We start from the raw sequence: 22,442 nt of genomic DNA, 5'->3' as shown, positions 1-22,442 counted from the left end.
GCGGCCCCGGTGCAGGGGGTGCGGAGCCCGGCCGTGCGCCGGGTGGGACACGAGGGCGAGGAGTTGACGATCCGGCTGCCGACACGATCCGGATCGTGCATCCTTGCCCAATGACATCGACCCTTCCGGCGGTCGGGGACCGTGCACGGGGCACGGCACTCCTCGACCTGCTCGCCGGGACCGAGGCGGTGCTGCTCGACTTCGACGGCCCCGTCTGCGACCTCTTCGGACCGGTTCCGACCGCACACGTGGCCGCGGAGATCAAGGCCATGGCGCGCGGTCACTGGGGCCGGCTGCACCGCGAGGTGGAGGACTGCCACGACTCGCACGGGATCCTGCCCCGGCTGGGTGACATGGCCGACAAGCACCGGGCCGACGGCCTGAGCCGCGAACCCCTGCGCCGGGCCCACGCGATCGTCACCGGGTACGAGTACGACGCCGTGCGCACCGCCCGGCCCACCCCGCTGGCCGGGGAGCTGCTGAGGCAGTTCCGGCGGCTGCGGCTGCCCGTCGTGGTGGTGACCAACAACGCGGCCGGGCCGGTGCGCGCCCACCTCGAACGCGAAGGGCTGACGGGGCTCGTCGCCGACGTGTGCGGTCGGGACGCGGACGAGCCGCGCCGCATGAAGCCCGACCCCTACCTGGTGGACTGCGCGCTGGCGCTGCTCGGCGGGCCGGACCCGTCACGGGTGCTGCTGATCGGGGACCAGCTGACGGATCTGGAGGCCGCGCGGCGGGCCGGGGTCCGCTTCCTGGGGTGCACGGCCGACCCGGACAAGCGGCGCCGCATGGCGGAACTGGGCGCGGACGGGGTGGTCGGCTCGCACGCGCCGGTCATGGACGCGGCACGGCGACTCCCCGCGCCGTGAGCCCTTCCACGGTGTGCAGGTCCCACCGGGCGTCGAACCAGGACTGCTTGTCCTGCACCATGTAGGCGTCGACGGCGTGGGCGTCGTCCCCGCTGAAGTACATCAGCGCCGCGTCCAGGCCCAGCACGTCGATCACCTCGACGGACTCGTCCGAACCGAGTCTGATCTTCCGCTGGACGGCCTTGTAGGTGCCGTAGAGCATGCGGCGCTTGTTGAGCAGGTACACCTTGATGTCCGGCACCATCAGGGCGTGCCGGATCTCCAGGTCGACGGCCGGCACGAACTCCTCGGTCTTCAGTTCGTCCAGGGCCTGGGTCAGGGTGGCCGTGCTGCGACGCGCTATCTCGCGCAGCCGGGCGCGGGGCCGGTCGTCGTCCGGGTCCCTGACGTTGATCGGGTACGGCCAGGTCGCGGACTCGGAGGGCAGCATCAGCCGGACCTTGATGCTGCGCGGGGCGCTCCGTTCCGCCCGGCGCGGGTCGCTGCTCCGCTCGGCACGGATCCGGTCCAGCATCAGCCGGATGTGGATGCCCAGGGATTCCGATGTCAGCGTGCACACGTCGAGAGTGACCTCGTCCTCCTCGAACGCGTCGCCGATGACCCGGCCCAGGGTCATCCCCCGCTCCCCGGCGGGCGGCAGGGACGTGCTCCGGATCCGCTGGGTCGTGACCACCTTGGAACCGCTGCCCTGCCGGGTCGAGATCCACCCCTCGTCGGTCAGCTCGCGCACCACCCGGCGGACCGTGTCCCGGGAGACCTCCAGCTCCTGGGCCAGTTCCCGCTGCGGCGGAAGGTAGGTGTTCAGGGGATAGGTGCCGTCGAGCATGCGGGAGCGCAGGGCTTCCAGGACCCGCCTGAACTCCCTGCCGCCGCCCTCCCCGGTGTGCTCCGCGTCCACATGCCGACCGTACCGCCCTCGACGCCGGACCAAACCGCTTTCCGTCAACTTGGGCCGATAGCCGCCGCCTTGTTAAGGGATCTCTCCGGCCGGGGACAACCACTATTGGTCAAGCAGCCCAATTGGACGGGTGAGGGCACGGCCGTCATCCGGGTGAGGGACGCGGGTGGGGGACATGCTTCTTTTTCACGCGACGTGGGCGGCCCTGGAGTTCTCGGTGGGGCTGCTGGCACAGAGCAGACTCGGATTCCTCGGCCTGGTGCTGGTGTGCACGGGGGCGGTCGCCGTCCGGGTGCGCCACGACGGGCTGGCGGTGGGCGCGGCGGTCGTGTTCACCCTCCTGCTGCTTCAGGCCTGAGAGGACCGCAGGACGTGCAGCACCGTCTCCAGCGAGTCCACGACGACCCGGGCGCCGGCCTTGCGCAGGGCGGCAGCCTTGTCCTCGTCGCGCGCGTAGCCGAGGAAGGGGACCTCCGCCCGCTCGGCGGCCTCGCGGTCCTCGGGGCTGTCCCCGATCATCAGCGCGGAACCGGCCGCCGCCCCCATGGCGTTCAGGGCGCGCAGCAGACAGTGCGGATCCGGCTTCAGCAGGTCGAGCCGGATCGTCCGCCCGTAGAGGTGGGGGGAGAAGCAGCCCAGCAGGCCCCGGCCGCCGAGGTAGTCCCGCACCGTACGGGCGGAGTTGTTGGTGGTCACCGCGAACCGGCCGCCCAGCGCAGACCAGGTGCGGATGAGGGGGTCGGCGTGCGGAGTGGGCTGGGCGGAGGCGACCGCGTGCCGCTCCCGGTCGGTGAGCCGCGCCTCCAGCTCGGTGACCAGATCGCTGCCGGGATGGCGCCGGTCCACGGCCCGCAGCACGACCTGCGGGTCGGGGTGCTCGCGCTCCTCGTCGCTGAGCAGTCCGCTCAGACCCTGCTGCTCGAGCCACTCCACCAGCTCGCGGGCCACGCGCTCCGCCGAATGGCCCGCGAACAGGCGGCAGATGGGCCCGTCGAAGTCCCACAGCACGACGCGGTCGGGAGTGACCACATCTCTCAGTGCGGCAACCAGCTCTCTTCCGGTCTCGGACGTCACCGCATCAGTCTGCGTCGTATCAGGAGTCACTAGGAGAGTGTCAGGTCGGTCGTGATGGTTTCCCAGAGGGCGTCGAACCACTTCTGCGATTCCTCCACGAACGCCGCGTCCCGCTGGCCCGCCCGGCGGGCGAAGCAGAACAGGAGGGACTGCGAGCCGAGGGTGTCGTACATGTCGAGCGTGTGCTCGCCCCACTCCTCCTCGCGCCGTTCCAGCCGGTAGTAGCCGTAGAGCGCTTCGGCGCCGTTGAGCAGGTAGAGCTTCATCGGCGGGGTGAACGGCAGGGCGCGGAAGCGGACGTGGACGTCGATGCCGTGGGTGGCGCGGACCGCGTGGAGGTTGTGGCGCAGCACCTGGGCCTGGGCGTTGCGCATCGACAGCCACCGGTCGTGGACGGGGTCGCCGCCCTCGTCGTCGGCGCCCTCCTCGACCAGCACCGGGAACGCGAGGTTGATCTTGCGGGAGGGCAGCAGCATGCGGAACTCGATGGACTGCGGGCGGATGGCGCCCTCGTGGATCATCCGCAGGGGCTCGCCGACGGCGACCATCAGGGTCTCGGACGTGTGGCAGACGACGTCGATGCGGACGTGCTCGGCGTGGAAGGCGTCCGTCAGGCGGGGTGCCAGGGCGACCATCGTCGGCCGGGGCTCCTCCGGGACGGCCGCCGGCTCCGCCACCGTCGGCGGTGCGCCCTTGGTGACGTTGGTGAGCAGACCGGCGTCCTGGAGGGCACGCAGGGCCTGGCGGACGGTGCCGCGCTCCACGCCGAACTCGTCGGCGAGTTCGGCCTGGGTGGGCAGGCGGTCGCCCGCCCTGAGGTCACCGCTGCGGATGCGTCCGCGCAGCGTCTCGGCGATCTCCTGGGCGGAGAGCTTGCTGCTGCCGTTCACGGCCACGTTCTCCTGGGTCACGACCAAACGCTACAACTTTGATCCATCTTTGGGGAGTTACCGGGGAGTTGTTTATTGATATACACCAAGTGGGGACAACCACGTCAGAGTTGGCAGCCAACTTGGTCGAGTTGGCATTCACACCGTTCACCGGGGGTCGTCGTGCATGTCCTCGCTCTCCTGTCCACCGTCCTCGTCGTCACCTTCGAGCAGCTCGTCGAGTGGCGGTACGGCACCGCCGGCCTGCTCGGCCTGCTGCTGCTCACCGTCGGCATCAGGGCCGGGCGCCCGTCCGTCAGTTCCGCCGGGGCGGTCCTGCTCGCCCTGCTGGTCGCACGGCCCGCCCTCTGAGGGCGGCACCCGCTCGGCTTCTCCTCCGTCCGTGGGAGACGTCAGCTCGTGAGCTCCAGCTCCGAACTGATCGTCTCCCACAGTGCGTTGAACCACAGGTGGGACTGTTCGACGAAGGTGGTGTCCCGCTGGTCAGCGCCGTGCGCGAAGGAGAAGAGCATGGACCGGATGCCCTGGGCGTCGTACGTCTGAAGGCTCTCGTGGTCGATGCGCGTCTCGTGGCGGGACAGCGTGTAGTAGGCGAACAGCGCCTCCGTGCCGTTGAGCAGGTACAGCTTCACCGGCGGGGTGAACGGCAGGGCCCGGAAGGAGACCCGCACGTCGATCCCGTGCGTCGCCCGCAGGGCGAGCAGGTTGTGCCGCAGCACCTGGCCCTGGGCGTTGCGCTGGGCCAGCCAGCGGTCGTGCACGGGGTCGTCGTCGCCGTGCCGCTCGACCGGCACCGGGAAGGCCAGGTCGATGCTCCGGCTGGGCAGCAGGACGCGGACGTCGACCTTGGCCGGTTTCTGCCGTCCGGCGTGGATGCGGCGCAGCGGTTCGCCGATGGCCAGGGTGAGCGAGACCGCGGTCAGGCAGACGGCGTCGATCTCCACGTGCTCCGCCTCGAAGGCCGCCGTGACACGGGCCGCCAGGGCCACGGTCGTGGGCTGGGGCGGTGCCGCCGGGCCGGCGGGGACCGGCCCGGGAGCCGCGGCGACGGTCGCCGGGGCGCCCTTGGAGACGTTGGTGAGCAGCTGCTCGGACTGCAGGATCCGCAGCGCACGGCGCACCACGCCGCGTTCCACCCCGAACTCGTCGGCCAGCCGCGCCTGGGTGGGCATGCGATCGCCCGGTCGCAGCGCTCCGGTCCTGATCCGGGCGCGCAACGCGTCGGCCACCTCCCGATGGGTCGGCCGTGGCCGCTGTGACCTCGTCCGTCCGGGGACGGAGACGTGTTCCGGGTCCACAACCGAACCCTACAACTTCGCGCCATCTTCGGGGAGTTCCCGGAAGGGTGGTTATGAGTCGACTCCAAGTGGAGATAACTCAGGGGAAGTTGGTTACCAACTTGAGCAACATGGTCGACGCAATGGGGGGTTGGCCACCAGGGTGACGGTTGGGGACCACGATTGTGAGGGGGACCGTCATGCCGCTCGTCGCCATCGTCCTCGCCGCTCTGGCCGTGGGGTTCGAACAGGTCCTGCAATGGCGGTTCGGCACGATGGGCATCATCGCCTTCGTCGCCCTCACCGTCGGCATCAAAGCGAGGAACGGTCTGCTCAGCGGCATCGGTGCGGTCGTCCTCGTGCTGCTGCTCGCTCAGCCCGGCTGAGCGGGTGTTCCTCCGGGCCGCCGGCCGGGCTCCCCTCCGGAGGGGAGCCGGGAGCCCCGCCGCACGGCACCGGACGCGCCCACGGCGCGCACGTCACCACACCACCACAACCGAACAGCTCGCTACGGATGAGCACCCACCCGCACCCGGACGAAGGAGGAGAGCGGACCAGCGGAGGGAGCGCGGCGGCAAAAGCCGCCGGCGCTCAGAACATGTCCGGGCACCACGGTCGCCTGGACGTACGCAGCAGGGCGTCGGCCTCCAGGGCGGCGCCCGCTCGTTCTTCCCGGACCCGGCCGAGGGCCGCGAGCCGCACCGCGGACTCGTCCCCCAGCCAGAGGGTCGCCAACTCGGCGACGTCCAGCGCGAGATCGGCACGGCCGGTGGTCGGCGTACAGCTTCCGGTGCCGTCCGCGGACGCCTCCAGGCGGTAGCGGCCGCCGGTCAGCCCGCCGCCGTCCGTCACGTCCAGCACCAGCGTGCCCGCGGCCCCGTACGTGCGCGCCTCCAGGGCCCGGACGACGTCCAGGATCCGCACCCACAGCCAGTCCGCGTGGCTGGTGACCGCGGCCGCCCGCGGGTCGGGCAGGAAGTGCGGGAGCAGGTCGTCGGGGGCCCGCCAGCCGCTCTTGACCCGCACCACCCAGTCGATCGAGCACAGGTACTGCCACAGCGCCCGCTCGGCGGCCGGGCTCACGGCCGTCAGCCAGTCGACGCTCACCGTGTTCAGCGGCTGCTTGGCATCGCCCCAGTGGTCGTCCGCACCGTAGGAGACCATGCCCTGCACCTCGCCGCCCGCCGAGCGGTACACGGCGAAGAACGGTTCGCTCCAGGACGTGTCCAGGCGGACGGCACCAGTGGCCAGCTGCCACCACAGATCGTCCCGGCTCACCGCGCCGGGGAGCGTCCGCCGCAGCCGCTCGTGCAGTTCGGGGCCGAGCTTGCGGACGTCCGCACCGTCCACGAGGTCGATCCGGCCGCCGTCCGCGGGACCGGACCACCGCGGGTCCAGACCGCTGCGCGGCACGTCGACGGTCCACTCGGTGGCGGAGGTCGCGGGGCCGAAGCCGTAGCGGCCGTAGATCGGGTACTCGGCGGCGATCAGGGTGGCCACCACGTCCCCGCGTTCCTTCGCCGCGGCCAGGTCCTGCGCCATCATCCGGCCGAGCAGGCCGCGCCGGCGGTGGGTGGGGGACACGGTGACGTTCGAGACGGCGCCCGCGGGCACCTCCGCACCGCCGACCACGGTGAGGTCCTGCGCGAAGGAGCGGAGCGTCGCCACGCAGCGGCCGCCGTCGAAGGCCCCGAGCGAGCGGCCGGGCCGGAACCGCAGACGACGAGCCTCGATGATCTCCTCGGACGAGGTGGGCTCGCGCAGGAAACCCGTGTTGAGCGCGCGGACCCAGTCGGGGAACTCGGCCTCGGTGATCGGTCGTACGTCGATGTCGGAGCGGGGGGCGGTCATGGAGCCACGGTAGGGGGGCGGGGAGAGCGGTGTCGTGGGATTTTCGGTGGGCCGGCGGTCGGCCGGGTCCGCAGGTCCGCGTCCCGGGCCCCCTCCCGGCGTTCGGGTCCGCACGCCCGCGTCCCAGGTCCCTCCCCACGTCGGGTCCGCACGCCCGCGTCCCAGGTCCCTCCCGACGCCCGGGTCCGCACGCCCGTGTCCGCCGGTCGCCCGTCGGGGCCGCTGACGCCCCCGTCCGCCGGGCTCCGGGACCGCCGGGCTCCGGGACCGCCGGGCTCCGGGACCGCCCGTTGCCCGCCCCGCTTCCGCTCAGAAGGCCGCCCGGACCTCCCCCACCACCTCGGCACCGCCGGTGAGCGGCGCGGCGCCGATCCGGTCGACGACGGGTCCGTCCACCCCCATCAGCCGCAGCGCCCTCGCCAGGACCGGGCCGAGGGCCCGCAGGGAGCCGTCCTCCACCTTGAAGGCCAGGGCCCGGCCGTCGGGCAGGGCGACCGCCTGCACGGCCTCCGCGCCCATCTTGGACAGGGCTCCGGGGACCTCCCGCATCAGCCAGGTGTCCGCCCGGCGGGTGCCGGCGACGTACTCGGGGTGGGCCCGCATCGCGTCGGCGACCCGGCGTTCGGGCGTACCCGGCTCGGCCAGGACGAAGGAGCGATAGGCGCGGGCGAGGCCGGTGAGGCCGATCGCCAGGAGCGGGGCGCCGCAGCCGTCGGTGCCGACCGCCGCGACCGGTTCGCCGGCCGCCTCCTCCACACCCCGGTGGATGAGCTGCTGGAGCGGGTGGCCGGGGTCGAGATAGCCCTCCAGCGGCCAGCCGTTGAGCGCGCAGGCCGCCAGCATCGCCGTGTGCTTGCCGGAGCAGTTCATGGTCACGCGGTCGCGCACGCCGCCCGCCGCCAGGTACGTCTCCCGCTCCTCCGGGTCCAGCGGCAGGTCGGGCGGGCAGGCGAGCTGTTCGGCGCTCAGTCCGTGCTCGGCCAGCATCTTGCGGACCAGATCGCGGTGAAAGGTTTCTCCGGAGTGGCTGGCGGCGGCGAGCGCCAACCGCTCCCCCGACAGCTCCAGGCCCGCCCGGAGCACCCCGGCGGCCTGCATCGGCTTGTTGCTCGAACGCGGGAAGACGGGGGCCGTCACCTCGCCGAGCGCCCGTTCCACGGACCCGTCGGCAGCCAGCAGGACCAGGCTCCCCCGGTGCCGCCCTTCGAGGAACCCCGAGCGGACCACCTCCGCCAGCACCGGCGGCACGGACGAGGGCGTGGACGAGGGCGTGGACGAGGGCGTGGACGAGGGCGTCGACGAGGAGGAGCGGGGCGAGGGGGACGGTGCGGGCATCGGCGGTGGCCTTCCGGGCGCGGGACGACCCGCCCACCGCGGAGGCCCGGGATCACCGGGCCCGTCTCGCCTCACACGAGCAGATCGTCGACTTGAGCTTCCCCTTCACGGTACCTGCGGGCGATTTCCGCGCTGCACCCGTCGGCCGTCCGCTGCAGGCCCTGCCGCCGCCGGGACACCTGCTCCTCGTACCGCACCAGGCGGCCCATCGCCGCGTGCAGCTCCGCGTCGGTGCGCGCCCGGAGGTCGGACAGCTCCACCTCGGCGAGCATCTCGGCCGCCAGCCGCCCGTACTCCTCGCTCTGCGGGGTGCCCAGCGTGACGTGGCGGGCGGAGGAACGGTGCCGGGTCGGCGCGTCCCGCAGGATCTCCGGCAGCCGCTCCACCACCGAGGCGGGCGGCATCTGCGGGACCGCGGCAGTGGCCGTCGCCCCCAGCGGGGTGCGCCGGAGCAGTTCGGCGTTCAGGATGTCGATCCGCCCCTGGAGCAGCCGCCGCACGTAACTGAGGTCGGCCTCGTCGCGTTGCGCCTCCCTGCGCAGGGCGCGCAGCTCGGGCAGGCTCAGGGCCGTCAGGTCGTGTGCGGACTGATTCTCGGGCATCACAGGGCTGTCCGTTCGCTGCGTGGGCGGCCGGTGGAACGCCGGCTCCCCGGCGCCCGCCCCGATGGGCGCGCCGGCCCCGGCCGGATACCCGGTCCCTCGTGTGCTCATGTGCCTCTACCGTCCCCTCGACCGGCGTGTGCCATGCATCGTGCCACCCTTCGCGGCCCCCGGGTGACCGAGTGGTCCCGAACAGCCCCAGATGGGGGGTTAAGGAGTAAAAATAGCCCGACCGGGGACCCCGCCCGGCCCGCTCGGGGGGCGGTCGGAGGGCCTTCGGGCACCCGGCATCATGGTCGTATGCGTGCAGTGGTGCAGAGGGTGGACGGCGCGAGCGTCGTCGTGGACGGCGAGACGGTGGGGGCCATCGAGGGCGAGGGCCTGTGTGTCCTGGTCGGGGTGACCCACGAGGACACCAAGGAGAAGGCGGCCCAGCTCGCCCGCAAGCTGTGGTCGATCCGGATGCTGCAGGACGAGCGGTCGTGCAGCGACGTCGACGCCCCGCTCCTGGTGATCAGCCAGTTCACCCTTTACGGCGACGCCCGCAAGGGCCGGCGTCCCACCTGGAACGCCGCGGCCCCCGGTGACGTCGCCGAGCCGCTGGTCGACGAGGTGGTCGCGCATCTGCGCGCGCTGGGTGCGACGGTGGCGACGGGCCGCTTCGGCGCGCGGATGCGGGTGTCGCTGACCAACGACGGCCCGTTCACCGTCCTGCTGGAGATCTGAGCCCGCCGGGACGCCTCCCCGGCGGGCCGGAACGGTCCCGCGCGGGGCGGGACCGGTGTGCTCAGGGCTCGACCACGGTCTCCTGGGCCGCTGCCGTGTCGCCGGCCAGCAGCCGGGCATCGACGGGCACGTTCCGCTTGACCAGGGCGAGGGCGACCGGCCCCAGCTCGTGGTGGCGCACCGACGTCGTGACGAAGCCGATCCGGCGCCCCTCGGGGCCGTCGTCGGCGACGCGGATCTCCGTGCCCGGCGCCGGCAGGTGCACCTCGCTGCCGTCCAGGTGCAGGAAGACCATCCGGCGGGGCGGCTTGCCGAGGTTCTGCACCCGGGCGACGGTCTCCTGGCCGCGGTAGCAGCCCTTCTGCAGGTGCACCGCACCGCCGATCCAGCCCAGCTCGTGCGGGATGGTGCGGTGGTCGGTCTCGAAACCGAGCCGGGGGCGGTGCTGCTCCACGCGCAGCGCCTCGTGGGCGAGGATCCCGACGGGCGGCCCGGCCTGCCCGGCGAACCGCTCCAGGTCGGCACGGGGCAGGAACACGTCACGGCCGTACGGCATCTCCCGCACGACGGAGCCCTCGGGGACCTCGGTGATGGAACCGGCCGGCAGGTGCACCACCGCGAAGTCGGCGGTGCGGTCGGCGACCTCGACCCGGTAGAAGAACTTCATCGACTCCAGGTACGCGATCAGCGCCTCCTGGCTCCCCGGCTCGACGTGGGCCCAGGTGGTCTCGCCGTCGTCGACCAGGTAGAGCGCGTGCTCGATGTGGCCGTGCGCGGAGAGGATCAGCGCCTCGGTGGCCCGGTGCGGCGGGAGATCGCTGACGTGCTGGGTGAGCAGCAGGTGCAGCCAGGTCAGCCGCTCCGCCCCGGAGACGGTGACCACCCCGCGGTGGGACAGGTCGACGAAACCGGTGCCGTCGGCGAGGGCGCGCTGCTCGCGGAACAGGTCGCCGTAGTGCGCGGCCACGCCTTCGTCCACGCCTTCGGCGGGGACGGCGCCCGGCAGGGTCAGCAGGGGGCTCTTCATGCCTCTAGCCTACGACTCGGCAGGTGAGGCCTTCAGCGTGCAGGTCTCGCAGCGGCCGAAGATCGCGAAGTGCTTCAGATCGGTGTCGAAGCCGAAGGTCTCCCGCAGCTTGGCGGTGAACTCGGCCGCCACGTCCACGTCCGCCTCGATGACGTCGGTGCAGTCGCGGCACACCAGGTGGAGGTGGTGGTGCCGGTCGGCCAGGTGGTAGGTCGGCGCACCGTGCCCGAGGTGGGCGTGGCTGACCAGGCCCAGTTCCTCCAGGAGTTCCAGGGTGCGGTAGACGGTGGAGATGTTCACCCCCGACGCCGTCTTGCGCACCTCGACGAGGATGTCGTCGGGGGTCGCGTGCTCCAGCGTGTCCACGGCTTCGAGCACGAGTTGGCGCTGCGGCGTGAGGCGGTAGCCGCGCTTCCTGAGATCGCTCTTCCAGTCGGTGCTCACCACACCACGAGTCTAGAGCGGGCACGGCCCGACCGGGCCGGGCCCGCCGGAAGGCTCACAGACGGCTCGGAGCCGGCTCACAGACGGCTCACAAACCGCTCGGGGGAGGCGGCCTACTTGAAGAAGGCGATCCCGTCGTCCGGCATGTCGTCGGGCAGGGCCTTCGCCCAGCGCTCGACCTCCTCCGGGGTGACGACCTTCTTCAGGTGCGCCGACATGTAGGGGCGCAGCTCGACCTCGGGGGTCTGCTTCTCGCCGACCCACATCAGGTCGCTCTTGACGTAGCCGTACAGCCGCTTGCCGCCGCTGTAGGGGCGGGCGGCGGGCGTGCGTGCCACGGCGTCCGTGACCAGGTCGATCTGCGGCTTCTGGTCGGCCATCTCGCCGTACCAGATCTCGATGACGCCGTCGTCGCGGGTCATCGTCACCTCGACCTTGCGCTCGGCGTCGATCCGCCAGAAGCCGTGCTCGGACTCCAGGGGCCGGACCTTGTTGCCGTCGCCGTCCAGCACCCAGGTGTGGGAGGCGTACTCCAGGAAGTCCCGGCCGTCGTGGGAGAAGGTGACCTCCTGCCCGAAGTTGCACTTCTCGGCGCCGGGGAAGTCGTGCACGCCCGCACCCGCCCAGTTGCCCAGCAGGAAGGCGAGCGGGACGAGGTCCTTGTGGAGGTCGGACGGGATCTCGATCATGAGAGGCAGTTCCTGGACGTGGTCGGGCAGGTCAGCGCTGGCCCTGATACAGCTTCTTCACGGTCAGCCCGGCGAAGGCGAGAACGCCGACGGCGACCAGGACCAGCAGGGCTTCGAAGAAGATAACCACGGGGTGCTCCTTGAGCGGGGGGTGCGGTAGTGCACAGGGCCGGGCCCCAGCTTACGCGGCCGGGGCCCGGCCCTCCGTACGAGGTCGCTCCTGTCCGCCGTCAGCTCAGGAGCTGGCCCTGCAGCGTCACCGTCTGCTGGAAGGGGACGGCGGCCGCGGTGCCCTTGCGGGACTGGACGACCAGGGCCACCACGTCGCCGGCGCGGAGGTACGCCTGCCGCACGTGCTCCGCTCCGCGCGGCTTCAGCTCGTCGTAGGAGTACCGGGTCACTCCCCTCGGGTCGGCGGCCGACGGGAAGCGCTCGTCGAACTCGGCGCGCTCCGCGCCGGCGAGGGAGTACGTGGGCGACCCGTATCCGGTCAGCTCGCCGTAGACCGCGTCCCCCACCTCGGCCGTCGCGAACCGCAGCAGGAAGATCCGGGTGCGGGTGCCGTCCGGCGTCGTCCAGCCGCGGGCGGCCACGTGCCGCAGGCCGTGGTCGGTCATCAGCTGCTTCGCCTCGGCCCGGTGCTCCTTCTCCGCGAACACGGAGACGAAGTCTTCGGTGGCCAGCCACCCGTCCTCGCCCTTCAGCTCCTCGTCCTCCGTCGCCCCCGCCGGCGCGGGCAGCAGCAGGGCCCGCAGGTCGGCCGCGTGGGCGCTCGCCGGGTCCTCGTGGTCGTACGGGACGGCTCCGGCGGGCAGGGGCGGCTTGGTGATCCGTGGGTAGTCCCAACGGCCGTCCGGCTCGGTGGCCAGCCCGGGGACGTCGGTGCGCTCCATGCTCGTGATCCCGTAGGCCGTGCCCGCTCCGAACGCGGCGAACACGGTCACCACGGCGGTCCAGCGCAGGGCCGCCCGCAGCCGGTGCCGGTCCCGGAACCGGACCCGCAGCGGGGCGGCCGGGGTCACGGAGCCCGCCGGGGCGGCCGGGTCCGGTGCGGTGACGGGGGCCGCCGAGGTGACGGGGGCCGCCGAGATGGTGGAGTCCGGCAGAGCCGCCGGGGCGGACGCGGCCTCCGGGGCCGACGGGGCTTCCGGGGCCGACGGGAGTCCCTGTTCCGCGGACGGCGTCTGATCCGGGGTTCGTGGCTGCTCCGCCCTCTGCGGCTCCGCCCCGGACTGCGGCTCGCCGGACTGCGGCCCCTCAGCTGTCTGCGGCTGCTCGCCGGACTGCGGCTGCTCGGCGTGCTGCGGCTGCGGCTGCGGCTGCGGCTGCGGCGAAGGCTGCACCTCCGCCCGGGACTCCGGGTCCACCTCCGCCTGTCGCGGCTGCTCGGCGTGCTGCGGCTGCTCCGCAGGCCGCACCTCCGCCCCGGACTGCGGCTCCACTGCGGTCTGCGGCTCCACTGCGGTCTGCGGCTCCGCTGCGATGTGCGGCTCCGCCCCGGTCTGCGGCTGCTCGGCAGCCTCCTCGGGCGCGGTCGTCCGGTCGGCCGGGGCCGTCGTCTGTGCGTGCTCGGTCATACGGCCAGTCCCGGGTTGTCGATGCGGTCGAGTTGTGCGGCGAAGAACGCCGTGACGCCCTTGCGGTCGACCGGCCCGGGCGAGTCCACGACCATGTTGACCAGTACGTCGCCCACGTGGCTGACGCAGAACGCGCCCTCCAGCCCGTCCTTCTCGGCCTTCGGCGACAGGTAGCACCGGGCGTCCCTGTGGCCCTTGACCTTCGGCGCCTCACGGAACACGTCGCTGCTCTCCATGAACCGCTGGGCGGAGCCCGCCATGTTCCGCACCGCGGACCGGTTGCCCATGCGCTGCAGGGTGACCTCGGCCGTGAAGGCCTCGCCCTCGTAGCCGCCGTCGTGGACCGCGTAGCTGCGCAGGGCCATGCCCTTGATGTCCTGCTTCTCGATCAGCTTCGCCAACTGCCGCTTGACCGAACCGGGGAGCCCCTTCAAGGACTCCTTGCGCAGGGCCGTGGCCTTGGCGCCGCTGAGCTCGGTGTCGTGGCCGAAGTCCCGCACGTCCGGGCCCGGGAAGCGGGCCCCGTCCTCGAACGGCAGGAACAGGGCGCTCAGCCCCTCGCTGTCCGCCCCTCCGTCGGGCGCCCCGGCCTTGCCGGCCGGCGGGAGCTTCCAGGCAGGCTTGCCGGCACTGCGGTCCGCGTTCTGCACCGTCACCACGGTGTACGCGACGCCGCCGATCATCGCACCGGCGAGCAGAACCGATCCGGCAACGGTGGCGACGCGGCGGGCGCGCGCGCTGCGGGCGACCCGTGCGGTCACGCCGTCGACGGCGGGCTCCGCCACGGCCCCCTCGATGACCTCGGGCATGGCTTCGGAGTTCTCGGTCACAGCTTGCCCACCTGCCGCTTCGCCAGGTCCATGATCTTCGCCTTGGGAACCGGCTTCGTGTCGTAGATGAAGATCTCGACGTAGACGTCGCCGCGCCAGGCGTGCGCCTCGGCCGAGTACAACGGGAGGTAGCCCGCCTTCCGCTCGGGGGTGTCGTGGACGTACGCCGTCCCGGCGTGCTCCCCGGTGCCCGGGATCGGCCAGCTGCGGGTGTCGGTCTCGCGGTCGGCCCAGTAGAAGCCGTTCTCCGCCCAGAGCGACGCACCCATGGTGCTCACCTGGCGGAACTGCGTCAGGTTGATGTAGACGCCCCCGTGCTGGTCGAACGCCCAGGACACGCTCGCGGAGCGGCGGAAGTCGTCGGCGACCAGGCCGGCGAACGTCGACGCCGGGTCCTCGTACCGCTTCGCGTACTCGGAGAGTCCCACCCAGCCGTCCGCATCCGGCACGTCGTCGACGTCCCGCGCGTTCTTGGGCCGGTCGATCAGGAACTCACGCAGGTCGCCGTCCATCCGCACCTGGCGGTCCCGGGACGCCGGCAGCGGCTCCGCCTCGGCCTTCGCCTGCGGGACGACGGGTTGCGACAGCGGTGGCAGCGCGGTGGGCGGGCGTTCGGCCTGGATCAGATAGCCGGCGCAGGTGCCGGCCACCACGCCCAGCACGGCGGCCGCCGCGATCATCAGCGTGGTCCGGCCCCGGGGGCGCCGAGCCGCCCCCTCGATGTCGCCCGTCTCCCCGGCCGGGCCGGGCTCCGGGTTGTCCCCGGCGAACTCGATCTCCCCGATCTCGCCCACCACGCCCGTCACCGGGCCGGAACCGGCCTTGTCGGGTCTATCGGCGTCTTCCACTCAGTCCCCCTCAGAACGTGAAGGGCGCGTTCCGTATCGCGCCTCCCAGGAGACTCCTACGTCACACCGGTAGTTGTAGGCGAGGTGATTACGATTCAGCCATGGCGAAGAAGCTCGTGATCAAGGTGACCGCGGGGGCCGATGCCCCCGAACGCTGCTCGCAGGCCTTCACGGTGGCGGCGGTGGCCGTGGCCAGCGGGGTGGACGTCTCCCTGTGGCTGACCGGGGAGTCCGCCTGGTTCGCGCTCCCGGGCCGGGCCGCGGAGTTCGAGCTGCCGCACGCCGCTCCCCTGCCCGACCTGCTGGACTCGCTCCTCGCGGGCGGCCGCGTCACCCTGTGCACGCAGTGCGCGGCCCGGCGCGACATCACGGAGGAGGACGTCCTGAAGGGCGTCCGCATCGCGGGCGCGCAGGTGTTCGTCCAGGAGGCGCTGGCCGACGACGCCCAGGCGCTCGTCTACTGAGACGCCTGCCCACGGACCGGGCGGCGGGCCCGGCCCTCACCGGGGCCGCTTCCTGCCGTCGAGTTCGTCCCACCACTCGTCCGACTGCGGGTCCCCCGAGGGGTCGTCCCACCAGCGGTCGTCGGGGCCGCGCCGGTTGGCGATCACCGCGGCGACCGGCGGGATGACCATGGCGACGACGCACATGCCCACGGCCACCGGAACCGACCAGAGCCGGACGACGGCCCAGGCCAGGACGAAGAGCGCGATGCACGTGCCCATCAGGGTGAAGTAGACGTGCCGCCTGCGCGCGTACATGCCTCCAGCGTAGGTCCGGCCGGCCCGCCCGGCGCGGGGCGGACGGGCCGGCCGGGCGAGGCCCCCGCACGGTGCCCCCGCCCCCGGCATGCCGAAGGGCCGCATCCCGGGTGTCCAACCCGTGGGATGCGGCCCTTCAGCCGCAACGGGCCCGTGAGGTGCGCGGCCGGGCGGCCGGGTTCCCCGCGGCGTCCTCAGACCGCGATCGCGACCTCGGCCAGTCCGCCCTGCTGGGCGACGACCGTGCGGTCGGCGGTGCCGCCGGGCACCAGCGCGCGGAGGGTCCAGGTGCCCTCGGCCGCGTAGAAGCGGAACTGACCGGTGGCGGAGGTCGGAACCTCCGCGGTGAACTCGCCGGTCGAGTCCAGCAGACGGACGTAGCCCGTCACCGGCTCGCCGTCGCGGGTCACCTGACCCTGGATGGTGGTCTCACCGGGCTTGATCGTCGAGGCGTCCGGGCCGCCGGCCTTCGCACCGCACATGTAGCTGCTCCTGTTGGGGTCGGAAGAGGTCGGTCGGGGGACTTACTTGGCGGGGCCCAGCTCGATCGGCACGCCGACCAGCGAGCCGTACTCGGTCCAGGAGCCGTCGTAGTTCTTGACGTTCTCCACGCCGAGCAGCTCGTGCAGCACGAACCACGACAGGGCGGAGCGCTCACCGATGCGGCACAGGGCGATGGTGTCCTTGGAGAGGTCGACCTGCTCGTCCTCGTAGAGCTTCTTCAGCTCGTCGTCGGACTTGAAGGTGCCGTCGTCGTTGGCGTTCTTCGACCACGGGATGTTGCGCGAGCTCGGCACGTGGCCCGGGCGCTGCGACTGCTCCTGCGGCAGGTGGGCCGGGGCGAGCAGCTTGCCGGAGAACTCGTCGGGGGACCGCACGTCGACGATGTTCTTCTTGCCGATGGCGTCCACGACCTCGTCGCGGAAGGCGCGGATCGACGTGTCCTGCGGCTTGGCCCGGTAGTCGGTCTTCGGGCGCTCGGGCACCTCGTCGCCGGGGACCAGCTCGCGGGCGTCGAGCTCCCACTTCTTGCGGCCGCCGTCGAGCAGCTTGACGTTCTCGTGGCCGTAGAGCTTGAAGTACCAGTACGCGTAGGCGGCGAACCAGTTGTTGTTGCCGCCGTAGAGGACGACCGTGTGGTCGTTGGAGATGCCCTTGTCGGACAGGAGCTTCTCGAAGCCCTCCTGGTCGACGAAGTCACGGCGGACCGGGTCCTGCAGGTCCTGCGTCCAGTCGATCCGGATGGCGTTCTTGATGTGGTTCTTGTCGTAGGCGGACGTGTCCTCGTCCACCTCGACGATGGCGATGCTCGGGTCGTCCAGGTGCTCCTGGAGCCAGTCGGCGTCGACCAGGACGTCGCTGCGGCTCATGCTTTTCTCCTCCGGGGCAGTTGCGGCGGGGCGTGCGGGGTGAGACAGGGCGCACGGCGGTACGGCGGCCGGCGCGGGGGTGCCCTTCAGTGGGCGAGGGGGAAGGCGGACGTCGTCGACGACGTCGGCTCAGAAGGCGCGACAGAGCATGGCGGCGACACGGCACAGGTCTACTGCCCGCCGCTTCGTGAGATCCGCCTGTCGCTTCATGGCCCCGATGGTAAGGAGAGCGGGGCGGGCGTGTCACCGGCGTGTCGCATGGTGAGACGCGATCGTCCGCATGGCGGGATCGGGACGCGGATCAGGGGTGCGCGGCGCTGTTCCGGGGCGCTCCGCGTCCGGATGTGCCGGGCGTCACCCTTGGCATGCGGACACGTCCGTCTCGCTCCTCGGACGGAGGCCGTGCAGCCCGGCCGTTCCCTCCCGGCAGCCGGGCACCGGGAGCCCGTGCCGCAGCGGCCGGTGCCTGTCCCCGCTCCCGTGCCCGGGCCTGCGCCCCTGCCACCTCGGCTCCCCACGACCCTCGGCTTCTCGGCTCCTGTCGGCTCCTCGGCTCCTGTCGGCGGTTACCCGGCCAGGCGGACGTCGGAACCCTTCACCGTGATGCCGACACCGGCCTCGGACGTCTCGACCTTGTCCAGCCGGATACCGCCGGGCAGACCGTCGATCTTCTGCTCGAAGTCGGTGATGCTGCGGACCCGGGACTCGGCGATCGTGACCCCGCCGAACTTGGGCAGCGCGTCCGCCTTCACGCGCACCGTGTCACCGTCCACCACGGTGACGGAGCTGAGCACGAACACCGGCTCGGGCAGCTTGGCCCCGAGCACCGTGGCCTCCACCTCGACCTTGATCTTCCCGTTGCCGCCGTCCGACAGCCCGACGACGTTCGCGGTCACCCCCGGGGCCACCTGCTGGGGCTCCGACTGGGCCGTCTTGAGCAGCTCGTCGTAGGAGATCGACGCGGTGCCGGTGGCACGGGCGGCGGTGGCCGAGCTGAAGTTGCCCGAGAACTCGACGCCCTTCATGTCGGCGTGCAGGTCGGAGATGCGGATCTTCCGGCCGTCGTCGCCGGTGGTGGCCTCGTAGTCCTGGATGCCGATCTCGATGTCGTCGAGGGTGCCGCCGGCGACCTGGGTGAGGAAGGGGAAGCCCTTGATGGACACGTCGGGCGTGGAGGAGAGGTTCTCGGTGGCCTTCAGGCGGTCGGCGGCCTCGCCCTCGGCGAAGTTCACCGCCACGCGGTCCACGATGACGAAGAGCCCGCCGAGTATCACGACGACGACGAGCAGTATTCGCAGTGCGCGCATGCGGTGTTCCCCCACCTAGGCGTTCCGACGGCAGTCCCGACGACCGGGCGGCCGTCCAGCGCGAGCGTAACCCGCACGGGAGCGCTCTCCCGAGGATTGTGGATCACCTGTGACGTGAGAGGGCGGCGGAGGTGGCCCGTGTGGGGCCGCCCCCGCCGTGTCCTGTCGCCGCCGTGCCTGTCGCCGCCGTGCCTGTCGCCGCCGGGCCTGCCGTCGCCGTGTCCTGCCCGCGGTGCCGGCCGAGCCGGAACGGCACGGACGGCCCGGCCGCCCTCCGGGGCGGGTCAGGCGACCACGCGGCCCAGGAGGTACGCCGCCGGCGCCGCCGCGGCCAGCGGCAGCGCCACACCGGCCGTGAAGTGGACGAAGCGGGACGGGTAGTCGTAGCTCGCGACCCGGTGGCCGATCAGGGCGCAGACCGCCACCCCGGCACCCAGCAGGGCGCCCGCGCCGGCGCCCGGTCCGCTCAGCCCGCCCAGCGCCGCGCCCGCACCCGCGGCGGCCGCCAGGGCGGCCGCCACCGAGGCCGGCGTGGGCAGCGGCAGGGCCCGCACCACCATCGCCACGGCCACCGCGCCCGCGCCGACCGTCACGGCGTCCGCGTCGGCCGCCAGGTAACCGCCGGCGAGGATCGCCAGCGCCGCCGCCGCCACGGTCGCCATGAGGCCGTACATCCGCTCGTCGGGATCGGCGTGCGAGCGCAGTTGCAGCACCAGCGACAGCAGCACCCAGACGCCCAGGGTCCCGAGGAGCGCACCGGGGGACCGGTCCGACGCCAGCAGGGCCACGTCCGCCGCCAGCGCGCCCAGGAAGCCGAGGGCGATGCCCTGGCGGGCCGGCCACATCCCGTTCAGCCGGAACCAGCCGGCCGCCGTGAGGCCCTGGAGCGCGATCAGCGGCAGGAGCAGCGCGTACGTGCCCAGCGCGGCGCCGCCGGCCAGCAGCAGTCCCAGCACCGCGGTGAGCGCGGCCGGCTGCATGCCGGGCTCGATGATCGGCGAGCGTCCCTCCGCCCGGGCGCGCTGCGCGTCGGTGACGCGCGAGTTCCCGGCGAGGGTGGCCGGGCCGTACGCGGGTCCGTCGGCGTCGGGCGCGACGCCCGGGGCCGCCGGTGCCGGGGCCGCTGCGGACGCGGCCGGGTGCGGGAGTCCGCCGTAACCGCCGGAGGGGTCCGGCGCGGCGGGCGCGTGGGACGCCCGGGCCGCGGCCGGGGCGGGAGAGGCGGCGGGCAGCGGACCGGGCGGGGGCGCCCCGTACGTCGCGGCCCCGCCGTGGCTCCCGGCCCCGCCGTGACCCGCGTGCGCGGCCGGTCCGTCCACCGGCCCGGCGGGCCCCTGCGGCGGCAGGTAGGCGGTCTCCTCGGCAGCCGCCGGCACCGGCGGCTGGACGGACGTCTCCCAGGTCTGGCCCTGCCACTGCTGGGTGTGCTGCTCGTCGAAGAACGGATCGGCCGCCCGCCCCTGCTCCCCGGGCCACGCGTGCGGCTGCGCGGGCGCCGGGTGCGGCTGCGCGTGCTGCGGGTGCTGCGGGTGCTGCGGATACGGGGACTGCCCCTGCTGGTACGGCTGCTGCGCCTGCTGGTACGGCTGCTGCGGGTGGTGCTGGAGGTGCTGCTGCGGGAGGCGCTGCTGGTGCTGCTCGGGGTGTTGCGGGTACTGCTGTGGCGGCCCGTAGGGCTGATACGGGTCGTGGCCCTCGTACGGCTGATCGGTCATCGCTCACCCTCCTGCGAACGGCGGGAGCACCTCGACCGTGCCGCCGTCGGCCAGCCGTACCGTCTCATGCGCGCGGGTGCCCACGGGATCACCGTCGACGAGGAACGAGCATCGCCGCAGGACGCGCGGGAGTTCGCCGGGGTGCCGCTCGCGGGCCGCGTCGAGCGCCTCGGCGAGCGTGGCCGCTTCGAACAGCTCCTCGGCCACCCCGGCCGCGGCCTTGGCTGCGGCCCAGTACCGCACCGTGACCTTTGCCATCTGCTGGTTCCTCAATCGTTGACGGTGGACACGGTCAGGCTAGCCCGCCCGGGCGACCGCCCAGCGCCCGATCCGGTGCAGCAGCTCCTCGGTGACGGCGTTCTCCGCGTGGCCCATGCCGGGCTCGATCCACAGCTCCCCCTGCTCACCGGCCGCCGCGGCCAGCATCCGCGGGTGGTCGAGCGGGAAGTAGCCGTCGCGGTCGCCGTGCACGACCAGCAGCGGCGTCGGCGCGATCCGCGGCACCGCCTGGACCGGGGACAGGGGCACCGGGTCCCACGGGAGGTGGTGGATCCGCGTGCGCAGCCCGTACCGGCCGACCAGCCGCCCCTCGGGCCGGGTGACCAGCCAGTGCAGCCGCCGCATGGGCGCCGTGCCCCGGTAGAACCAGCGGGCCGGGGCGCTCACCGACACCACCGCGTCGGGACCGGCCTGCCGTCCCGGCAGCACCGGCTGCACCGGCAACTCCGACGGTTCGCCGCCCGTCCCGGTGTCACCCGTCCCGGCGTCACGCGTCCCGGCTCCGAGCGCCGCGTGCCGCAGGACCACCGAGCCGCCCATGGAGAAGCCGACCGTCACCACCCGCGTGTGCCCCAGTTCCCGGGCCCGGCCGACCGCCGCCGCCAGGTCCAGCACCTCGCGGTCACCGACCGTGGACCGCCCTCCGGAGGCACCGTGTCCCCGGAAGGAGAACGTCAGCACGGCCCCGTGCCGGCGCAGCGCCCGCGCCACCCGGCGCAGGTGCGGCCGGTCCACGTCCCCCGTGAAGCCGTGCGCGACCACGAAGACCACGGCGGTCTCCCGGCCGCCGGTGCGCGCACCCTCCGGACCGCCCCGCCTGCCCTCCGCCGCCGCCTCCCGGAGGCCGGGCTCCGGCGTCCGCCGGGGCTCGTAGAGGCAGTCGATCCGGACGCCGTCGGCGGTGCGCAGAAACGTCCGCACAGCCGTACCGGCGTTCGCCGTCCCGGGTGCCCCGCCATACGGACGAGGGGTGGTACATGCCACACGACCTGCCGAACCGCTGCTCATGTCCGCTATTCTGCTGGGAAGAGGACTCGGGCAGCGAAGCCCCCGGGTCCTTTTGTGCTTTCGGAAGCGTTGTATACGACGCGGGAGACCGCCGACGTACGGGGCGTCGAAACGCACGGAGCAATCCATAAACGTCCTCGCAGGGACCGCCGAGGAGGAACCAGACGTTATGGGCGAGCGAAGCGTGCACGAACGGAAAGCCCCGGGCCGGGGAGGTGGGGCGCGATGAGCTCCCTGCTGCTCCTCACCAACGCCCTCCAGCCGTCGGCGGAGGTCCTCCCCGCCCTCGGTCTGCTGCTGCACACCGTGCGGGTGGCGCCGGCGGAGGGACCGGCCCTGGTGGACACCCCGGGCGCGGACGTCATCCTCGTGGACGGCCGCCGTGACCTGCCCCAGGTGCGCAGCCTGTGCCAGCTGCTGCGCTCCACCGGCCCCGGGTGCCCCCTGGTGCTGGTGGTCACCGAGGGCGGCCTGGCCGCCGTCACCGCCGAGTGGGGCATCGACGACGTCCTGCTGGACACCGCGGGCCCGGCCGAGGTCGAGGCGCGCCTGCGGCTCGCCATGGGCCGCCGGCAGATCACGGACGACGACTCCCCGATGGAGATCCGCAACGGCGACCTCTCCGTCGACGAGGCGACCTACAGCGCCAAGCTCAAGGGCCGCGTCCTGGACCTCACGTTCAAGGAGTTCGAGCTGCTGAAGTACCTCGCCCAGCACCCCGGCCGGGTCTTCACCCGGGCCCAGCTGCTGCAGGAGGTCTGGGGCTACGACTACTTCGGCGGCACCCGCACGGTCGACGTCCACGTACGGCGCCTGCGCGCCAAGCTGGGGCCGGAGCACGAATCCCTGATCGGCACGGTCCGGAACGTCGGTTATCGATTCGTTACGCCGGAGAAGGGCGACCGCTCCCCGGACGAGACGAAGACCACGTCCACCCGGGCCGCCGCGCAAAAGCGGGCGGATGCGGACGGGACGGCCGCCCGCGACGCCGCCGGGGTCAGGGCACAGGCGTGAGGGGCGCACGCATGAGCGCACCGCGCCCGCGGACGAGCGCCGCACCCGGAC

The 22,442-nt window shown here is 72.9% G+C and carries 28 protein-coding genes; 7 read left to right on the top strand and 21 right to left on the bottom strand.

Annotation, left to right across the window (positions count from 1 at the left end):
• Positions 1–110 precede the first annotated feature (110 nt).
• Entirely contained in the window at positions 111–869 is a 759-nt protein-coding gene (locus ACSU53_RS16805; RefSeq protein WP_437028605.1) for an HAD family hydrolase, read from the top strand.
• On the opposite strand, the gene ACSU53_RS16800 is transcribed toward ACSU53_RS16805, so the two are convergent.
• On the bottom strand, positions 835–1,767 hold the full coding sequence (locus ACSU53_RS16800; RefSeq protein ID WP_437028603.1) for a winged helix-turn-helix domain-containing protein: 933 nt from the start codon (positions 1,765–1,767) through the stop codon (positions 835–837). The genes ACSU53_RS16805 and ACSU53_RS16800 overlap by 35 nt on opposite strands.
• A gap of 175 nt (positions 1,768–1,942) precedes the next feature.
• Between ACSU53_RS16800 and ACSU53_RS16795 the strand changes: the two genes are divergently transcribed.
• Complete coding sequence (locus ACSU53_RS16795) at positions 1,943–2,125, top strand: hypothetical protein (protein ID WP_437028601.1); 183 nt, start codon at positions 1,943–1,945, stop codon at positions 2,123–2,125.
• On the opposite strand, the gene ACSU53_RS16790 is transcribed toward ACSU53_RS16795, so the two are convergent.
• Positions 2,116–2,841: an HAD family hydrolase gene (locus tag ACSU53_RS16790; RefSeq protein ID WP_437028599.1), complete on the bottom strand. Its 726-nt coding sequence runs from the start codon at positions 2,839–2,841 to the stop codon at positions 2,116–2,118. The genes ACSU53_RS16795 and ACSU53_RS16790 overlap by 10 nt on opposite strands.
• A 29-nt stretch (positions 2,842–2,870) precedes the next feature.
• Positions 2,871–3,758: a winged helix-turn-helix domain-containing protein gene (locus tag ACSU53_RS16785; RefSeq protein WP_437028597.1), complete on the bottom strand. Its 888-nt coding sequence runs from the start codon at positions 3,756–3,758 to the stop codon at positions 2,871–2,873.
• A gap of 135 nt (positions 3,759–3,893) precedes the next feature.
• Here ACSU53_RS16785 and ACSU53_RS16780 point away from each other — a divergent pair, with 135 nt between their 5' ends.
• The gene (locus ACSU53_RS16780; protein WP_437028595.1) at positions 3,894–4,082 is read left to right on the top strand and encodes a hypothetical protein; all 189 of its coding nucleotides are present in this window, start codon (positions 3,894–3,896) and stop codon (positions 4,080–4,082) included.
• Between the two features lie 41 nt (positions 4,083–4,123).
• Here ACSU53_RS16780 and ACSU53_RS16775 read toward each other — a convergent pair whose 3' ends face one another.
• Positions 4,124–5,029, bottom strand: coding sequence for a winged helix-turn-helix domain-containing protein (locus ACSU53_RS16775; protein ID WP_437028593.1), 906 nt, complete (start codon positions 5,027–5,029; stop codon positions 4,124–4,126).
• Between the two features lie 179 nt (positions 5,030–5,208).
• Between ACSU53_RS16775 and ACSU53_RS16770 the strand changes: the two genes are divergently transcribed.
• Entirely contained in the window at positions 5,209–5,394 is a 186-nt protein-coding gene (locus ACSU53_RS16770) for a hypothetical protein (protein ID WP_437028592.1), read from the top strand.
• 205 nt (positions 5,395–5,599) lie between these two features.
• Here the strand turns inward: ACSU53_RS16770 and ACSU53_RS16765 are convergent, their stop codons facing one another.
• From ACSU53_RS16765 to ACSU53_RS16755, 3 genes are all read right to left on the bottom strand, one after another.
• Positions 5,600–6,859 (bottom strand): GNAT family N-acetyltransferase, encoded by a 1,260-nt coding sequence (locus ACSU53_RS16765; RefSeq protein WP_437028590.1) that lies wholly within the window; start codon positions 6,857–6,859, stop codon positions 5,600–5,602.
• 309 nt (positions 6,860–7,168) lie between these two features.
• Positions 7,169–8,194, bottom strand: a complete 1,026-nt coding sequence (locus ACSU53_RS16760) for an asparaginase (protein WP_437028588.1) — start codon at positions 8,192–8,194, stop codon at positions 7,169–7,171.
• 71 nt (positions 8,195–8,265) lie between these two features.
• Positions 8,266–8,907, bottom strand: a complete 642-nt coding sequence (locus ACSU53_RS16755; RefSeq protein WP_437028586.1) for an RsiG family protein — start codon at positions 8,905–8,907, stop codon at positions 8,266–8,268.
• 189 nt (positions 8,908–9,096) lie between these two features.
• Here ACSU53_RS16755 and dtd point away from each other — a divergent pair, with 189 nt between their 5' ends.
• On the top strand, positions 9,097–9,522 hold the full coding sequence (dtd, locus tag ACSU53_RS16750) for a D-aminoacyl-tRNA deacylase (protein WP_437028584.1): 426 nt from the start codon (positions 9,097–9,099) through the stop codon (positions 9,520–9,522).
• Positions 9,523–9,583: 61 nt separating this feature from the next.
• Here the strand turns inward: dtd and ygfZ are convergent, their stop codons facing one another.
• The 6 genes from ygfZ to ACSU53_RS16720 form a co-directional block, all read right to left on the bottom strand.
• Positions 9,584–10,549 (bottom strand): CAF17-like 4Fe-4S cluster assembly/insertion protein YgfZ, encoded by a 966-nt coding sequence (ygfZ, locus tag ACSU53_RS16745; RefSeq protein WP_437028583.1) that lies wholly within the window; start codon positions 10,547–10,549, stop codon positions 9,584–9,586.
• Positions 10,550–10,558: 9 nt separating this feature from the next.
• Complete coding sequence (locus ACSU53_RS16740; RefSeq protein WP_437028581.1) at positions 10,559–10,996, bottom strand: Fur family transcriptional regulator; 438 nt, start codon at positions 10,994–10,996, stop codon at positions 10,559–10,561.
• Between the two features lie 110 nt (positions 10,997–11,106).
• A complete protein-coding gene (locus ACSU53_RS16735) occupies positions 11,107–11,682 on the bottom strand; it encodes an FABP family protein (protein ID WP_437028579.1) in 576 nt (191 codons plus the stop codon).
• A 230-nt stretch (positions 11,683–11,912) separates the two neighbouring features.
• Complete coding sequence (locus ACSU53_RS16730) at positions 11,913–13,259, bottom strand: hypothetical protein (RefSeq protein ID WP_437028577.1); 1,347 nt, start codon at positions 13,257–13,259, stop codon at positions 11,913–11,915.
• Positions 13,256–14,089: a hypothetical protein gene (locus tag ACSU53_RS16725; protein WP_437028575.1), complete on the bottom strand. Its 834-nt coding sequence runs from the start codon at positions 14,087–14,089 to the stop codon at positions 13,256–13,258. Before ACSU53_RS16725 ends, ACSU53_RS16730 begins: the two co-directional genes overlap by 4 nt.
• Positions 14,086–14,937 carry a hypothetical protein gene (locus ACSU53_RS16720; RefSeq protein WP_437028574.1) on the bottom strand — a complete coding sequence of 284 codons (852 nt, stop codon included), beginning with the start codon at positions 14,935–14,937 and terminating at the stop codon, positions 14,086–14,088. Before ACSU53_RS16720 ends, ACSU53_RS16725 begins: the two co-directional genes overlap by 4 nt.
• Positions 14,938–15,038: 101 nt before the next feature.
• Between ACSU53_RS16720 and ACSU53_RS16715 the strand changes: the two genes are divergently transcribed.
• Positions 15,039–15,401 carry a DsrE family protein gene (locus ACSU53_RS16715; protein WP_437028572.1) on the top strand — a complete coding sequence of 121 codons (363 nt, stop codon included), beginning with the start codon at positions 15,039–15,041 and terminating at the stop codon, positions 15,399–15,401.
• Positions 15,402–15,437: 36 nt separating this feature from the next.
• Here the strand turns inward: ACSU53_RS16715 and ACSU53_RS16710 are convergent, their stop codons facing one another.
• The 8 genes from ACSU53_RS16710 to ACSU53_RS16675 form a co-directional block, all read right to left on the bottom strand.
• Entirely contained in the window at positions 15,438–15,698 is a 261-nt protein-coding gene (locus ACSU53_RS16710) for a DUF3099 domain-containing protein (protein ID WP_437028570.1), read from the bottom strand.
• 194 nt (positions 15,699–15,892) lie between these two features.
• Entirely contained in the window at positions 15,893–16,180 is a 288-nt protein-coding gene (locus ACSU53_RS16705) for a DUF1416 domain-containing protein (protein ID WP_006348354.1), read from the bottom strand.
• 42 nt (positions 16,181–16,222) lie between these two features.
• Complete coding sequence (locus ACSU53_RS16700; protein WP_437028568.1) at positions 16,223–17,068, bottom strand: sulfurtransferase; 846 nt, start codon at positions 17,066–17,068, stop codon at positions 16,223–16,225.
• 129 nt (positions 17,069–17,197) lie between these two features.
• Positions 17,198–17,278, bottom strand: a complete 81-nt coding sequence (locus ACSU53_RS16695) for a putative leader peptide (RefSeq protein WP_355172694.1) — start codon at positions 17,276–17,278, stop codon at positions 17,198–17,200.
• Positions 17,279–17,634: 356 nt separating this feature from the next.
• Positions 17,635–18,375 carry an LmeA family phospholipid-binding protein gene (locus tag ACSU53_RS16690; protein WP_437028566.1) on the bottom strand — a complete coding sequence of 247 codons (741 nt, stop codon included), beginning with the start codon at positions 18,373–18,375 and terminating at the stop codon, positions 17,635–17,637.
• A 284-nt stretch (positions 18,376–18,659) separates the two neighbouring features.
• Complete coding sequence (locus tag ACSU53_RS16685; protein WP_437028565.1) at positions 18,660–20,090, bottom strand: hypothetical protein; 1,431 nt, start codon at positions 20,088–20,090, stop codon at positions 18,660–18,662.
• Positions 20,091–20,093: 3 nt separating this feature from the next.
• Positions 20,094–20,348: a MoaD/ThiS family protein gene (locus ACSU53_RS16680; RefSeq protein WP_437028563.1), complete on the bottom strand. Its 255-nt coding sequence runs from the start codon at positions 20,346–20,348 to the stop codon at positions 20,094–20,096.
• 39 nt (positions 20,349–20,387) lie between these two features.
• Positions 20,388–21,377, bottom strand: a complete 990-nt coding sequence (locus tag ACSU53_RS16675) for an alpha/beta hydrolase (RefSeq protein ID WP_437028561.1) — start codon at positions 21,375–21,377, stop codon at positions 20,388–20,390.
• 225 nt (positions 21,378–21,602) lie between these two features.
• On the opposite strand from ACSU53_RS16675, the gene ACSU53_RS16670 reads away from it, so the two are divergent.
• The gene (locus ACSU53_RS16670; protein ID WP_437028559.1) at positions 21,603–22,391 is read left to right on the top strand and encodes a winged helix-turn-helix domain-containing protein; all 789 of its coding nucleotides are present in this window, start codon (positions 21,603–21,605) and stop codon (positions 22,389–22,391) included.
• Positions 22,392–22,442: the final 51 nt, after the last annotated feature.

The organism is Streptomyces sp. enrichment culture (assembly GCF_964273255.1).
In the GTDB taxonomy this organism is placed as follows: domain Bacteria; phylum Actinomycetota; class Actinomycetes; order Streptomycetales; family Streptomycetaceae; genus Streptomyces.
The sequence above is the reverse complement of the archived record's forward strand: the minus strand, read 5'-3'. Positions and strand labels throughout refer to the sequence as shown.

What these genes read in the sequence shown, in the direction of transcription:
- ACSU53_RS16715 (WP_437028572.1), top strand. Translation starts at nt 15,039, where the DNA reads ATGGCGAAGAAGCTCGTGATCAAGGTGACCGCGGGGGCCGATGCCCCC.
- ACSU53_RS16700 (WP_437028568.1), bottom strand. Translation starts at nt 17,068, where the DNA reads ATGAGCCGCAGCGACGTCCTGGTCGACGCCGACTGGCTCCAGGAGCAC.
- ACSU53_RS16675 (WP_437028561.1), bottom strand. Translation starts at nt 21,377, where the DNA reads ATGAGCAGCGGTTCGGCAGGTCGTGTGGCATGTACCACCCCTCGTCCG.
- ygfZ (WP_437028583.1), bottom strand. Translation starts at nt 10,549, where the DNA reads ATGAAGAGCCCCCTGCTGACCCTGCCGGGCGCCGTCCCCGCCGAAGGC.
- ACSU53_RS16680 (WP_437028563.1), bottom strand. Translation starts at nt 20,348, where the DNA reads ATGGCAAAGGTCACGGTGCGGTACTGGGCCGCAGCCAAGGCCGCGGCC.
- ACSU53_RS16805 (WP_437028605.1), top strand. Translation starts at nt 111, where the DNA reads ATGACATCGACCCTTCCGGCGGTCGGGGACCGTGCACGGGGCACGGCA.
- ACSU53_RS16765 (WP_437028590.1), bottom strand. Translation starts at nt 6,859, where the DNA reads ATGACCGCCCCCCGCTCCGACATCGACGTACGACCGATCACCGAGGCC.
- ACSU53_RS16755 (WP_437028586.1), bottom strand. Translation starts at nt 8,907, where the DNA reads ATGAGCACACGAGGGACCGGGTATCCGGCCGGGGCCGGCGCGCCCATC.
- ACSU53_RS16760 (WP_437028588.1), bottom strand. Translation starts at nt 8,194, where the DNA reads ATGCCCGCACCGTCCCCCTCGCCCCGCTCCTCCTCGTCGACGCCCTCG.
- ACSU53_RS16670 (WP_437028559.1), top strand. Translation starts at nt 21,603, where the DNA reads ATGAGCTCCCTGCTGCTCCTCACCAACGCCCTCCAGCCGTCGGCGGAG.
- ACSU53_RS16770 (WP_437028592.1), top strand. Translation starts at nt 5,209, where the DNA reads ATGCCGCTCGTCGCCATCGTCCTCGCCGCTCTGGCCGTGGGGTTCGAA.
- ACSU53_RS16705 (WP_006348354.1), bottom strand. Translation starts at nt 16,180, where the DNA reads ATGTGCGGTGCGAAGGCCGGCGGCCCGGACGCCTCGACGATCAAGCCC.
- ACSU53_RS16710 (WP_437028570.1), bottom strand. Translation starts at nt 15,698, where the DNA reads ATGTACGCGCGCAGGCGGCACGTCTACTTCACCCTGATGGGCACGTGC.
- ACSU53_RS16690 (WP_437028566.1), bottom strand. Translation starts at nt 18,375, where the DNA reads ATGCGCGCACTGCGAATACTGCTCGTCGTCGTCGTGATACTCGGCGGG.
- ACSU53_RS16795 (WP_437028601.1), top strand. Translation starts at nt 1,943, where the DNA reads ATGCTTCTTTTTCACGCGACGTGGGCGGCCCTGGAGTTCTCGGTGGGG.
- ACSU53_RS16695 (WP_355172694.1), bottom strand. Translation starts at nt 17,278, where the DNA reads ATGAAGCGACAGGCGGATCTCACGAAGCGGCGGGCAGTAGACCTGTGC.
- dtd (WP_437028584.1), top strand. Translation starts at nt 9,097, where the DNA reads ATGCGTGCAGTGGTGCAGAGGGTGGACGGCGCGAGCGTCGTCGTGGAC.
- ACSU53_RS16685 (WP_437028565.1), bottom strand. Translation starts at nt 20,090, where the DNA reads ATGACCGATCAGCCGTACGAGGGCCACGACCCGTATCAGCCCTACGGG.
- ACSU53_RS16735 (WP_437028579.1), bottom strand. Translation starts at nt 11,682, where the DNA reads ATGATCGAGATCCCGTCCGACCTCCACAAGGACCTCGTCCCGCTCGCC.
- ACSU53_RS16730 (WP_437028577.1), bottom strand. Translation starts at nt 13,259, where the DNA reads ATGACCGAGCACGCACAGACGACGGCCCCGGCCGACCGGACGACCGCG.